This window comes from Mesorhizobium sp. WSM3879, from assembly GCF_002294915.1.
Classification (GTDB): Bacteria; Pseudomonadota; Alphaproteobacteria; order Rhizobiales; family Rhizobiaceae; genus Mesorhizobium.
This window is the reverse complement of record NZ_NSFZ01000005.1, coordinates 371,852-384,471: the sequence shown is the minus strand read 5'-3', so window position 1 is coordinate 384,471 and position 12,620 is coordinate 371,852. Positions and strand designations below refer to the sequence as shown.

The following is a 12,620-nucleotide window of genomic DNA, read 5'->3' as shown; positions in this document are numbered from 1 at the left end:
CTACTTCGGATGCCTGAGCCGCGGATTGGCGACGATCGCCGCAATGTCCGCGATGATGTTGAGGGCGATATAGACAGCCGCAAAGATCAGGCCGACCGCCTGGACGACGGGAACGTCGCGCTTGGTGACGTGGTCGACGAGATATTGCCCCATGCCCGGATAGACGAAAATCACCTCGACCACGACGACGCCGACCACCAGATAGGCGAGGTTCAGCATGACGACATTGATGATCGGCGCGATCGCGTTCGGGAAGGCATGCTTGCGGATGACCGCGAAAGCCGAGAGCCCCTTGAGCTCCGCCGTCTCGACATAGGCCGATTGCATGACGTTGAGGATCGCCGCTCGCGTCATGCGCATCATGTGGGCCAGCACCACCAGCGTCAGCGCCGCCGCCGGCAGCGCGATCGCCTGCAAGCGCTCGCCTAACGACATTCCGTCATAGACGGTCGAGATGGCGGGGAACCATTGATGCTCGACCGCGAAGTAGAAGACCAGCAGGTAGCCGATGAAGAATTCCGGGAACGAAGTCGAGGCGAGCGCCACCCCGGAGATCATCTTGTCGACCCAGCCATTGCGGTAGCGCACCGCGATCAGGCCAAGCGTGATCGCCAGCGGAATGGCCACGATTGCCGCCCAGAAGGCCAGGAACAAGGTGTTCCACAGCCGTTCCTTGATCGATGTCGCTATGTCCTGGCCGCTCGACATGGCAGTGCCGAGATCGCCGGTGAGCACGCCGCCCAGCCAGTGGAAGTAGCGGATATAGGCAGGCTGATTGAGCCCGAGCTGTTCGCGCAGATTGGCGAGCGACTCCGGCGTCGCCGATTGTCCGAGGATGGCTTGGGCGACGTCGCCGGGCAGGATCTGCGTGCCGGCGAAGATCAGGACCGAAACGGCCAGCAGAAGGAGGATGCCCAGCGCAACGCGCTGGGCCACCAGTTTCACGACGGGTGAGGACATCTCCGCAAGGCCGGACCTTAGGCTTCCATCCAGCACTTCGCCAAGGCGTAGCCGTTCATCAGCTCCTGATGCGGATCGTCCACCCAGCCACCGACCTTGGGACCAGTTGCGTCGATGAACTGGTTGAACATCGGCAGGATCAAGCCGCCCTCGTCACGCACCATCACAGCCATGTCATGGTACATCTGCTTGCGCTTGGCCTCGTCGAGCTCGGCGCGCGCCGCCAGCACCATCTTGTCGAAGTCCGGCCGCTTGAACCGCGTGTCGTTCCAGTCGGCGCTCGACAGGTAGGCGGTCGAGTACATTTGGTCCTGCGTCGAGCGGCCGCCCCAATAGGAGGCGCAGAAGGGCTGCTTGTTCCAGACTTCGTTCCAGTAGCCGTCGCCGGGTTCGCGTTTGATTTCCAGCTTGATGCCGGCCTTGGCCGCGCTCTGCTGATAGAGCTGCGCGGCATCAACCGCGCCGGGGAAGGCGACGTCCGACGTCCTGAGCAGCACGGCGCCGTCGTGACCCGACTTCTTGTAGTGGAACTTGGCCTTGTCGGGATCGTATTTGCGCTGCTCGATCTCGGTGAACAGCGGATAGGAGGCGTTGATCGGGAAGTCGTTGCCGAGCGAGCCGTAGCCGCGCAGCACCTTGTTCAGCATCTCTTCGCGGTTGATCGCCAGCTTCAGCGCCATCCTGAGGTCGTTGTTGTCGAACGGCGCCGTGTTGCAATGCATGATGAACACGTAGTGGCCGGGACCGGAGTGGTTGCGGATGGTGACGCCCCGCACGCGCTTGATCAGGTCGACGATCTTCGGCTCGACGCGGTTGATCATGTTGACCTGACCGCCCTGCAGGGCCGCCGTGCGCGCCGTCGCGTCGTTGATGACGACGACTTCGACCTGGTCGGCATGGCCCATCTTGTCGCCCTGCCAGTAGTTGGCGAAGCGTTCGCCGACATGGCGCACGCCGGGCTCGTTGACCTTGACCTTGTAAGGGCCGGCGCTGATGCCGGCATCGGGTTTGTCCTTGCCGCCATTCGGCTGGACGATCAGGTGATAGTCGCTGAGCAGATAGGGAAGGTCGGCGTTGGCTTCCTTCAGGGTCAGCACCACTTCCTTGCCGTTGGCCTTGATGGTCTCGATGCCCTTCATGTAGCCGAGCGCGCCGGACTTCGACTTCTCGTCCGAATGGCGCTCGAGCGTGGCTGCCACGTCCTGGGCGGTCACCGTCTTGCCGTTGTGGAATTCGATGCCGTCGCGGATCTTCAGCGTCCAGACCTTGGCGTCGTCGGAAGAGCCGATTTCCTCGGCGATGCGGTTCTCGAGCTTGCCGTCGGGCGACAGCTCGACGATCATTTCGCCCCAGCACTTGCCGAAGGCGAAGGGCACCTGGGTCATCATCAGCGCGGGGTCGAGACTGTTGGTGGATTCACCGCCGACCAGGCCGGCCTTCAACGTGCCGCCCTTGACGGGGCCGGCAGCCCGGGCAGCGCTCGAAAGCAGCGAGTTGGCGAAGGGCGCGGTGACGCCGAGCGCGGCGGCGCGGCCAAGGAAGTCGCGGCGGCTGAGCTTTCCGGCAGCGACGCGCCGGCTGAGATAGTCGAGTTCGTTTGTCATTACGGGTTCCTCACTCTGATGGTACGACCATGTGGTCGGTTCTTGTTCTTGTGAGGGATAATGAGCGCAACGGAAAGCTGTAAGCAAGACCGAATGCGACATGCCGTGGCGTAAATGGCGCGTCGCATTTGGACCAATCTTGTCAGCGCTCACACGAGAGCGCGGGGAATCGTCTGTTTGAAATCGCGCTCGAACACAAGTTTTTCGCCCTCATAGGCCTCGATTCTGGCGCTGAGGATGAAGTCTTGCGCGTCCGAGCGCATCTCGGCGAAGGTCTCGGTCCGCACCGACCATTCATTTCGCGACAATGTCTGCGTCCAATGCGTGCTGCCCGTCGCCGACAGCGGATCGTCGGGTTGGATCGCCCATGTCTCCCTGACCATGCTGCCGTGGACCAGCCCGTGCTCCAGGTCGCGCACCTCGCCGAAATCGTCCGTTACGGCAAGCGTGACGACGCCGGTCTTTTCGTTGCGGTGGATATGCCGTTCGGAATTGGTGGGCCTGATCGTCTCGGTCGCCCAAGGCGTAGCGCCTTCCGGTTCGGGGAACGACACCTCGTCGGCCGTCGCCGGCGGGCGCAGCGGCAGCTTGAGCATCGCTGCCGACAGTTCGAGCGTCGCGGGCTCCGGCGAGGGCCAGATCATCGGCCAGTAGGCGGTCGAGACGGCGACCCGCAGCCGGTGGCCGGCCGGCACCCGATAGGCGCACTGGTCGAGCACGACGCGTGCCGAGACCGTCTCGCCTGGCACCAGCGCTTCCGGGAACTCGTGCGAGTTGCGGTGGGTGAGGTTGAGCACGCCATAGGAGATCAGCTCCGAGGCGCCGTCCGGATGCACGTCACAGAGACGCACCGCGATGTTGGCCTGGCGGCGGTCCGAGGCGACCCGTACTTCGACTTCCGGCGCGCCGACGATGTCGATCGCCTCCTCGAGTTCGACCTGGTCGAAGCATACCGAAAGCGCGTCGTCGGGGCGCTGGTCGCCCGGCAGTTCCGGACCGAAGGTGAAGGGAAAATACTCGCCGCCCGCAAGCCCGCAACTTTGCGGCGAGGCGACGATTGCCGGCCCGGCGCCCTCGGGAATGAGCCCGGTTGCCTTGATCTTGATGTTGGGCGAGGGCCATTGCTGTTCCGCAATCCAGCGGCCTGGCCGTTCGGGATGCCAGCGGGCCGGACGCACGCTGTCCATCACATAGGCGCGGTAGTCCGGGTCGGCCTCGACGCCGGTCGCCGCGCCCTTCAGCCAGCGGTCCCACCAGCGCAGCGCCTCCTGCAGGAAGCCGATGGCCGGATTGGGTGCCGCGTAATGCGGATATTTGTGGATCCAGGGGCCGACGATGCCCTTCACCGGCGCCTGGATGTTGGTGACGAGATTGGAGATCGTGTTGCGGTAGCCGTCATGCCAACCGCCGATCGACAGCACTGCCGCCTTAACGGCCGAAAAGTCCTCGCAGATCGAGCCGCGTTTCCAGTAGGCATCGCGATGCTGGTGGCTGAGCCATAGCGGCGCGAGAAAAGCCTGGTTCTCCAGCCGGCTCAGCCACAGATCGCGCCAGCGGTTGCCGCCGGCGATTTCCGGATCCGGCGGCCGCGATGAGTAGGAGAGCATCGTCGAGGCCCAGCCGAAATTCTCGAGCAGCAGACAGCCGCCCTTGTAGTGGATGTCGTCGGCATAGCGATCGACGGTCGAGCACAGGCTGATCACCGCCTTCAGCGCAGGCGGCTGCTTTGCCGCGACCTGCAGGCAATTGAAGCCGCCCCAGGATATGCCCATCATGCCGACATTGCCGTTGCACCAGGGCTGCGCGGCCGCCCAGGCGATGACGTCGCAGGCGTCCTGCAATTCCTGCTCGGAATATTCGTCGTCCATCAGCCCTTCGGAATCGCCGTTGCCGCGCATGTCGACGCGGATCGAGGCATAGCCGTGTCCGGCGAAATAGGGATGCGTCAGCTGATCGCGGAAGATGGTGCCGTCGCGCTTGCGGTAGGGCAAATGCTCGAGGACCGCCGGCACCGGGTTGTCGCCGGCATCCTCAGGCATCCATATACGCGCCGACAGCCGGCAGCCATCCGGCATGACGATGCCCATATCGGGAAATTCGACGACCTTGCGAGGGAATTCTGTGACGGTTTTCATGCAAGGCACATGATGGAACCGTCGCCGAGGCGTCGTGGGCCAGCCGGCGAAATCGGCTGGTCAATAAGCGTCAGTTCAAAGCGTCAGTTCAGCGGAATGTCGTTGTCGGCCTTGCTCGCCTGGTATGTACCGGACAGCGCGTCATAGCGTGCGGAGATCTTGGCAATGCGCGCCTCCAGCCGCCTGCGTTCCGCCTCGGGCAAAGCGCGCACCAGCCGGCGTATGGAAAAGCTCTTCCAATAGGCGTTCTCGGCGTTGTAGCCGCCGGGATCGAGTGTGAAGACCTCCTTCAGGATCTTCAGGTCATGCGGGATGGCGAAGCTGTCGCGCGAGTCCTCGTGGCTGAAGAGGTAGTAGAAATTGTCGAAGCCGGTCCAGGTGATCGCCGACAGGCACAGCGAGCAGGGCTCGTGCGTGGCCAGGAACAGCGCATCCCTGGTGTCGACGCGCTGGGCCCTGGGCATTTCGTAAAATCGCTTCAGGCAGTGCATCTCGCCATGCCAGAGCGGATTTTCGATTTCGTTGTTGGTTTCGGCGAGCACCAGCGAGCGGTCGTCTTTCCGCAGGATGGCGGCGCCGAAGAGTTTGTTGCCACGGGCAACGCCTTCAGCGGTCTTCGGCACGATATCGTGCTCGATAATGTCGAGCAGGCGGTCGATCAGCGAAATGTCTGTCATCGGGAAAAACTGGCAGCTTTCAGGGAAGATGGATCTCGTAAGGGTGCGAGAAATGGCACTCTTCGAGGTTGGCGCCGTCGCCGCCGCGGTCGACGATGAGGAAGTCCTGTTCCTCGCCGATCGGCGTCAGCACGCCGTGCCAGAGGTTGCGCCGGTAGTTGATGCCCTGCCCGGGCGCGGTGATGAACGCGTGCGGCTCGCCTGGGCCGTCCTGAGTGTCATGACAGACGACAACCAGAAAGGGCCGCGGCGACAGCGGAATAAAGGCTTGGCTGCCGAGCGGATGGCGCTCGACCATGGTCAGTTTCAGCGGCATCTCGTAGGGGGTGCCGCGCACCATCGAGATCAGCACCTTGGCATCCGGCCCGGTGGCCTCGGCGGTGGCGAGATCGTGGTAGCGCATCGCCTTGCCTCCATTGATCGGGTAGCGGTTCTCGCCGCCCATATCGATCACGTCGCCAAACGGCGCGAAGTTTTCGCGTGTCAGCGGCTGGGCCACGATTTGGGTCATCGCGCGCGAGCCCCAAGGGCGCCGCCAAGCTTGGCGTGCCGGTTGACGTCCTTGTAGAGCAGGTAGCGGAAATTCCCGGGACCGCCGGCGTAGCAGGCCTGCGGGCAAAAGGCGCGCAGCCACATGAAGTCGCCGGCCTCGACCTCGACCCAGTCCTGATTGAGGCGATAGACTGCCTTGCCTTCGAGTACATAGAGGCCATGCTCCATGACATGGGTCTCGGCGAAGGGGATGACCGCGCCGGGTTTGAGCGTGACGATGGTGACATGCATATCGTGGCGCATGTCGGCCGGGTCGACGAAGCGCGTCGTCGCCCAGTGGCCTCCCGTGCCGGGCATCGGGCTCGGCTCGACCTCCTGGTCGCTGCTGAAGAAGGCTTCCGGAACGTCGAGGCCGTCGACCGCCTCATAGGCCTTGCGGACCCAGTGGAAGCGGACCGCACCGCTGCTCTCATTGCGCACCGTCCAGCCGCTGCCCGGCGGCAGGAAGGCGAAGCCGCCTGGGCGAAGCACATGGTTCTTGCCGGCAAGCGAGACCGTAAGCTCGCCCTCGACCACGAACAGCACGCCCTCGGCTTCGGGGTCAAGCTCAGGCCGGTCGCTGCCGCCGCCGGGCAGGACCTCGACGATGTACTGCGAAAAGGTCTCGGCGAAGCCCGAAAGCGGTCTTGCGATGATCCAGGCCCTTGTCTTGTCCCAGAACGGCAGCGGGCTGGTGACGATGTCCTGCATCACGCCCTTGGGGATCACCGCATAGGCTTCGGTGAAGACGGCGCGGCCGGTCAACAGCTCGTGCTGACCGGGATGGCCGCCATGCGGCGCGTAATAGGTTCGCTCGGCCATGTTCATCCTGTCCATGTGTTGAAGCCTATTTTGGAAGCATGTCTTTGAGCCGAAGCAGCGCGATGCGCTCGACTTGTTTGCAGGCGGTGTCGAATTCATTGCTGCGGCTGTTGCCGATGCGCGCCTCGAACTCCGCCAGGATCTGGTCCTTGGTCTTGCCCTTGACCGCGATGATGAAGGGAAAGCCGAAGGTCGTGACATAGGCGGCGTTGAGCTTCGAAAACAGCTCGCGCTCCTTGTCGGTCAGCGCGTCGAGCCCGGCGGAGGCCTGTTCTTTGGCTGATTCCGCCGTCAGCCGCTTGGCCGCCGCCAGCTTACCGGCAAGGTCGGGATGGGCGTTGAGCACGGAAAGCCGCTCGGCCTCGGTCGCCGCGCGGAAGACGCGGCAGAGCGCGTTGTGCAGGCCGCCGGCGCTGTCATGGGCCGGGCCGAGCTCCAGCTCGTAGGCCCGCTCGGCGATCCACGGCGAATGCTCGAACACCCCGCCGAAGGCATGCACGAATTCCTCGAATTCCATCCGAGACGGGCGCAGCGCCGGCGCCTGGTAGGGGTGCGTCTCGCGCCAGTGTTTTGCGATATCGATGCGCCGGGTCAGCCACACCCTGTCATGCGACTTCACATAGTCGACGAAGCGCTTCAGCGCCGCCACGCGGCCCGGACGGCCGACCAGCCGGCAATGCAGGCCGATATTCATCATGCGCGGCCGCCCCGCCTTGCCCTCCGCATAGAGCGTGTCGAAACTGTCCTTCAGATAGGCGAAGAACTGGTCGCCCGAATTGAAGCCCTGCGGCGTGGCGAAGCGCATGTCGTTGGCGTCGAGCGTATAGGGGATGATGAGCTGCGGCTTCTCCAAACCATCCCGGTCGAACCAGTAGGGCAATTCGTCGTCATAGGTGTCGGAGACGTAATCGAAGCCGCCTTCCTCGGCGACGAGTCGCACCGTGTTGACCGAAGTGCGGCCGGTGTACCAGCCGGTCGGCCGCGCGCCGGTCACTTCGTAATGCAGACGGATCGTCTCTTCGAGGTCGCGTCGCTCGTCCTCCGCGCTATGGTCGCGGTAGTCGATCCATTTCAGCCCGTGCGAGGCGATCTCCCAGCCGGCCTCCTGCATCGCCGCGACCTGATCGGGGGAGCGTGCCAGCGCCGTGGCGACGCCGTAGCAGGTCACCGGCACCTCAGCTTGCGTGAACAGCCGGTAGAGCCGCCAGAAGCCGGCGCGGGCGCCGTATTCATAGATCGATTCCATGTTCCAATGGCGCTGGCCGAGCCAGGGGGCGGCGCCGACAATCTCGGATAGGAAGGCTTCGGAAGCCTTGTCGCCGTGCAGCACGCAGTTCTCGCCGCCTTCCTCGTAATTGACGACGAACTGCACCGCGACATAGGCGCCGCCGGGCCATTTCGGGTCCGGCGGATTGGCTCCGTAACCGCGCATGTCCCGTTCGTAACGCATGATCGCTCCTGCCCGAATGTTGAGATGAAGATATCGAAAGGAGTGCTCGTGCATTCCCCCGAAAATTTTTGAAAGTGCTTTTTGCCGCACTCCGCTCGACCGGGGCTTATGCATCGCCTTTAATTGGCGCACAATTGACCTGAAAACGTTCGACTACTTGGGATGGGAGGCGGCCAGTGGCAGAAACGTCGAAAGCCGATGGCGGGCGTCTGACGACCCATGTCCTCGATACCGCGACCGGCAGGCCGGCAAAGGGCCTTTCGATCGGGCTTTTCCGCCTCGAAGGCCAGGCCCGCACGCATTTGAAGACCGTCACCACCAATGATGACGGCCGCTGCGACGCGCCGTTACTTGCCGGCGCCGACTTCCGCACCGGCGAGTACGAGCTGGTCTTCGCTGCCGGCGATTATCTGCGCGGGCAGGGCGCCAGCCTGCCGGAGCCGGCTTTCCTCGACACCGTGCCGATCCGCTTCGGCATGGCGGAGGAGCGGCATTATCATGTGCCGCTCTTGATCTCACCCTACGGCTACTCGACCTATCGCGGGAGCTGAGACATGGCCGACAAGACTCGTAATCAGATACGCTTCATCCTGAACGGCGCCGATGTCGCGCTGAACGACATCGCCCCCGACGCGACCCTGCTCGACTGGCTGCGGTTGAACCGCTCGCTGCGCGGCACCAAGGAAGGCTGTGCCGAGGGCGATTGCGGCGCCTGCACGGTGCTGGTCGGCAAGCTCTCGGTCGAGGGCCTGGTCTATGAAAGCGTCAATGCCTGCATCCGCTTCATGGGTTCGCTCGACGGCACCCATGTCGTCACCGTCGAGCATCTGCGCGGCAATGGCGAACAGCTTCACCCCGTGCAGCAGGCGATGGTCGATTTCCATGGCTCGCAATGCGGTTTCTGCACGCCTGGCTTCGTCATGTCGCTCTATGCGCTGTGGATGAAGACGCCCAACCCGTCCGACGCGGCGATCGAAAAGGCGCTGCAGGGCAATCTCTGCCGCTGTACCGGCTACGAGGCGATCATGCGCGCCGCGCGCGCCATATCAAGCTACGGCAAGGCGGCGAAGGACCCGCTGGCAGTGGAGCGCAAGGATATCACTGCACGGCTGGGAGCGCTGCGCGACGGCGCCAGGGTCGAGGTCGGTTCGGGTAAGGAGCGGCTGATCGTGCCGGCTGACGTCGACGATTTCGCCGTGGCGCTCGAGAAGGAGCCTGGCGCCACCATCGTTGCCGGCTCGACCGATGTCGGGCTGTGGGTCACCAAGCATATGCGCGACATCTCGCCGGCTATCTTCATCGGTGGCCTCGACGGCTTGCGCACGATCTCGGAGGCCGATGGCGTGATTACGATCGGCGCCGGCGTGACTTACAGCGAAGCCTTCGCAGCTCTTTCCAGTCGCATCCCGGCCTTGGGACCGCTGGTCGACCGCATCGGCGGCGAGCAGGTGCGCAACATGGGCACCATCGGCGGCAACATCGCCAACGGCTCTCCGATCGGCGACACGCCGCCGCCGCTGATCGCGCTCGGCGCGCAGCTCACGCTCCGTAAGGGCAATGCCCGACGCACGATCCCGCTCGAAACCTTCTTCATTGCCTATGGCAAGCAGGATCGGCAGCCCGGCGAATTCGTCGAGGCCGTCCATGTGCCCGTGCCGGCAGAGGGCACGAAATTTGCCGTCTACAAGGTCACCAAGCGCCGCGACGAGGACATTACCGCTACCCTCGGCGCCTTCTTCCTGACCGAGGCCGAGGACGGCACCGTGGCGGATATGCGTATCGCCTATGGCGGCATGGCGCCGACGCCGAAGCGAGCGACCGCGGTTGAAACCGCCCTTATCGGCAAAGTCTGGAGCGAAGCAAGTGTCGAGTCCGCGATGGCCGAATACGCCAGCGACTTCACGCCAATTACCGATATGCGTGCAACCGCCGAGTATCGGGCGCTGGCGGCGAGAAATCTTTTGCTGCGTTTTTATGTCGAAACCACCGGCACCAGGGCGCCGTTCCAAGTGACCCGCAACGAGGCGGCCTGATGAACAAGCACGCCACTCCCAACCTCAAGGCCGAAAAAATCGTCGGCGGCGTGGCCACCGAGCAGCGGCACGATTCCGCGCACAAGCATGTCAGCGGCGCCGCCGTCTACATCGACGACATGCCTGAGCCTGCCGGCACGCTGCATGTCGGCCTTGGCCTCGCCAAGGTCGCGCACGGCACGCTGAAGAGTATCGATCTGTCGGCGGTGCGCGCAGCGCCAGGCGTCGTCGATGTGCTGACCTGTGCCGACGTGCCCGGCGAGAACGACGTGTCGCCGAGCAACATGCATGACGATCCGGTGCTCGCCGAGCACAAGGTGCTATTCTACGGCCAGCCGATCTTCGCCGTGGTAGCCGAGACACGCGAGGCGGCGCGCCGCGCGGCACGCCTGGCTAGGATCGAATATGACGAGCTTCCGGCTGTGATCGACATCTGGGACCTCGACCCGGTCAAGGACAAGCAGGTCACCTCGCCGCTGATCTTGAAGCGCGGCGATGCGGCTGCCGCGATCGCGGCAGCGCCCCGCCGCATCAAGAACCGCATGTGGCTTGGCGGCCAGGACCATTTCTACCTCGAGGGCCAGGTCTCGCTGGCGATCCCCGGTGAGGACGACGAGGTGATCGTCTATTGCTCGACGCAGGGGCCGAGCGAGACGCAGCATCTGGTTGCGCATGCGCTCGGCGTGCCGAGCCATGCGGTGACGGTGGAAGTGCGCCGCATGGGCGGCGGCTTCGGCGGCAAGGAGACGCAGGCCAACCAATGCGCGGCCATAGCCGCCATCGCGGCCAAGAAGCTGGGGCGCGCGGTGAAGATCAGGCTCGACCGCGACGAGGACATGACCGCCACAGGCAAGCGGCATGATTTCGCCATCGACTACGAGGTCGGCTTCGACGACGAGGGCAACATCCTCGGCGTCGATTTCACCTATGCCCTGCGCTGCGGCTTCTCCGCCGACCTGTCCGGTCCGGTCGGCGACCGGGCGCTCTTCCATTGCGACAACGCTTATTTCTATCCGGCGGTGCACGCGAAATCGGCGCCGCTTTTCACCAACACGGTCTCGAACACCGCTTTCCGCGGCTTTGGCGGCCCGCAAGGCATGGTCGGCGCGGAGCGCGTCATCGACGAAGTGGCCTTCGCGGTCGGCAAGGATCCGCTCGAAATCCGCAAGCTCAATTTCTATGACCCGATGGATGCGATCGGCGAACGCTGCCTCACGCCCTATCACCAGAAGGTCGAGGACAACATCATCCACCGCATCGTCGCGGAGCTGGAGGACAGCGCCAATTACGCGCGGCGGCGGCGCGAGATCAGCGCCTTCAACAACAACAGCCGCTTCATCAAGCGCGGCCTGGCGCTGACGCCGGTCAAGTTCGGCATTTCCTTCACAAAGACCGAGGCCAACCAGGCCGGCGCCCTGGTGCATGTCTATGCCGACGGCTCGGTGCATATGAACCATGGCGGCACCGAAATGGGCCAGGGCCTGCATCTCAAGGTGGCGCAGGTCGTCGCCGAGGAATTCCAGATCGATCTCGACCGGGTCAAGATCACCGCCACCACCACAGCCAAGGTGCCGAACACCTCGCCGACGGCGGCATCTTCCGGCGCCGACCTCAACGGCATGGCGGCGCAGGATGCCGCTCGGCAGATCCGCAAGCGGCTGACCGATTTCGCGGCCGAAAAATACCAGGTGCCGCTCGACCAGGTCGTGTTCCTGCCCAACCGGGTGCGCATCGGCAACCAGGAAATCGCCTTCAACGATCTGGTCAAGCAAGCCTACATGAACCGCGTCCAGCTCTCGGCGGCTGGCTTCTACAAAACGCCGAAGATCCATTGGGACCGCAGCAAGGGCCGCGGCCATGCCTTCTACTACTACGCCTATGGCGCGGCCTGCTCGGAAGTCTCGGTCGACACGCTGACCGGCGAATATGTCGTCGAGCGTACCGACATCCTGCACGATGCCGGCCGCTCGCTGAACCGCGCGATCGACCTCGGCCAGGTCGAGGGCGGCTTCATCCAGGGCATGGGCTGGCTGACGACGGAAGAGCTTTGGTGGGACAACGGCGGCCGGCTGCGCACGCATGCGCCGTCGACCTACAAGATCCCGCTCGCTTCCGACAGGCCAAAAATCTTCAACGTCAAGCTGACCGACTGGTCGTCGGCCTACGAGCCGACCATCCATCGTTCCAAGGCGGTCGGCGAGCCGCCGCTGCCGCACGGCATGTCGGTGCTGCATGCGCTCTCCGACGCGGTGGCGAGTGTCGCCGATCACAAGATCTGCCCGCGCCTCGACGCCCCGGCGACGCCGGAACGGGTGCTGATGGCGATCGAAAGGCTGAAGCGGGAAGCCGCAAAGCCGGCCTGAACGGGCCAAAACGTGCAATTCGGGGCACGAAACGCTATATTTCCT

The 12,620-nt window shown here is 64.1% G+C and carries 10 protein-coding genes; 3 read left to right on the top strand and 7 right to left on the bottom strand.

Going from position 1 to position 12,620, the window contains the following annotated elements:
- The 7 genes from CK218_RS14750 to puuE form a co-directional block, all read right to left on the bottom strand.
- Nucleotides 1–960 (bottom strand): ABC transporter permease, encoded by a 960-nt coding sequence (locus tag CK218_RS14750; RefSeq protein WP_067324105.1) that lies wholly within the window; start codon nt 958–960, stop codon nt 1–3.
- A 17-nt stretch (nt 961–977) separates the two neighbouring features.
- Nucleotides 978–2,564 carry an ABC transporter substrate-binding protein gene (locus tag CK218_RS14745; RefSeq protein WP_095776969.1) on the bottom strand — a complete coding sequence of 529 codons (1,587 nt, stop codon included), beginning with the start codon at nt 2,562–2,564 and terminating at the stop codon, nt 978–980.
- A gap of 149 nt (nt 2,565–2,713) precedes the next feature.
- Complete coding sequence (locus CK218_RS14740; protein WP_095828171.1) at nt 2,714–4,699, bottom strand: CocE/NonD family hydrolase; 1,986 nt, start codon at nt 4,697–4,699, stop codon at nt 2,714–2,716.
- A gap of 83 nt (nt 4,700–4,782) precedes the next feature.
- The gene (locus tag CK218_RS14735; protein WP_095828170.1) at nt 4,783–5,376 is read right to left on the bottom strand and encodes a nucleoside deaminase; all 594 of its coding nucleotides are present in this window, start codon (nt 5,374–5,376) and stop codon (nt 4,783–4,785) included.
- 19 nt (nt 5,377–5,395) lie between these two features.
- Nucleotides 5,396–5,887, bottom strand: a complete 492-nt coding sequence (locus CK218_RS14730) for an ureidoglycolate lyase (RefSeq protein ID WP_095828169.1) — start codon at nt 5,885–5,887, stop codon at nt 5,396–5,398.
- A complete protein-coding gene (locus CK218_RS14725) occupies nt 5,884–6,729 on the bottom strand; it encodes a bifunctional allantoicase/(S)-ureidoglycine aminohydrolase (RefSeq protein ID WP_245435035.1) in 846 nt (281 codons plus the stop codon). The genes CK218_RS14730 and CK218_RS14725 overlap by 4 nt, the downstream gene beginning before the upstream one ends.
- Nucleotides 6,730–6,754: 25 nt before the next feature.
- A complete protein-coding gene (gene puuE, locus CK218_RS14720; protein WP_095828167.1) occupies nt 6,755–8,179 on the bottom strand; it encodes an allantoinase PuuE in 1,425 nt (474 codons plus the stop codon).
- A gap of 176 nt (nt 8,180–8,355) precedes the next feature.
- Here puuE and uraH point away from each other — a divergent pair, with 176 nt between their 5' ends.
- Genes uraH through xdhB form a run of 3 tightly spaced genes read left to right on the top strand, consistent with a single transcriptional unit; the run spans nt 8,356 to nt 12,575 of the window.
- The gene (gene uraH, locus CK218_RS14715) at nt 8,356–8,730 is read left to right on the top strand and encodes a hydroxyisourate hydrolase (protein WP_066995957.1); all 375 of its coding nucleotides are present in this window, start codon (nt 8,356–8,358) and stop codon (nt 8,728–8,730) included.
- 3 nt (nt 8,731–8,733) lie between these two features.
- Complete coding sequence (gene xdhA, locus CK218_RS14710) at nt 8,734–10,212, top strand: xanthine dehydrogenase small subunit (RefSeq protein WP_095828166.1); 1,479 nt, start codon at nt 8,734–8,736, stop codon at nt 10,210–10,212.
- Nucleotides 10,212–12,575 carry a xanthine dehydrogenase molybdopterin binding subunit gene (gene xdhB, locus CK218_RS14705; RefSeq protein ID WP_095828165.1) on the top strand — a complete coding sequence of 788 codons (2,364 nt, stop codon included), beginning with the start codon at nt 10,212–10,214 and terminating at the stop codon, nt 12,573–12,575. Before xdhA ends, xdhB begins: the two co-directional genes overlap by 1 nt.
- The last annotated feature ends 45 nt before the right edge of the window (nt 12,576–12,620 follow it).

Bases quoted from the DNA above. Each gene is read 5' to 3' on its own strand.
- CK218_RS14750 (WP_067324105.1), bottom strand. From the start codon at position 960: ATGTCCTCACCCGTCGTGAAACTGGTGGCCCAGCGCGTTGCGCTGGGC.
- CK218_RS14730 (WP_095828169.1), bottom strand. From the start codon at position 5,887: ATGACCCAAATCGTGGCCCAGCCGCTGACACGCGAAAACTTCGCGCCG.
- CK218_RS14725 (WP_245435035.1), bottom strand. From the start codon at position 6,729: ATGGCCGAGCGAACCTATTACGCGCCGCATGGCGGCCATCCCGGTCAG.
- CK218_RS14745 (WP_095776969.1), bottom strand. From the start codon at position 2,564: ATGACAAACGAACTCGACTATCTCAGCCGGCGCGTCGCTGCCGGAAAG.
- CK218_RS14735 (WP_095828170.1), bottom strand. From the start codon at position 5,376: ATGACAGACATTTCGCTGATCGACCGCCTGCTCGACATTATCGAGCAC.
- xdhA (WP_095828166.1), top strand. From the start codon at position 8,734: ATGGCCGACAAGACTCGTAATCAGATACGCTTCATCCTGAACGGCGCC.
- xdhB (WP_095828165.1), top strand. From the start codon at position 10,212: ATGAACAAGCACGCCACTCCCAACCTCAAGGCCGAAAAAATCGTCGGC.
- CK218_RS14740 (WP_095828171.1), bottom strand. From the start codon at position 4,699: ATGAAAACCGTCACAGAATTCCCTCGCAAGGTCGTCGAATTTCCCGAT.
- puuE (WP_095828167.1), bottom strand. From the start codon at position 8,179: ATGCGTTACGAACGGGACATGCGCGGTTACGGAGCCAATCCGCCGGAC.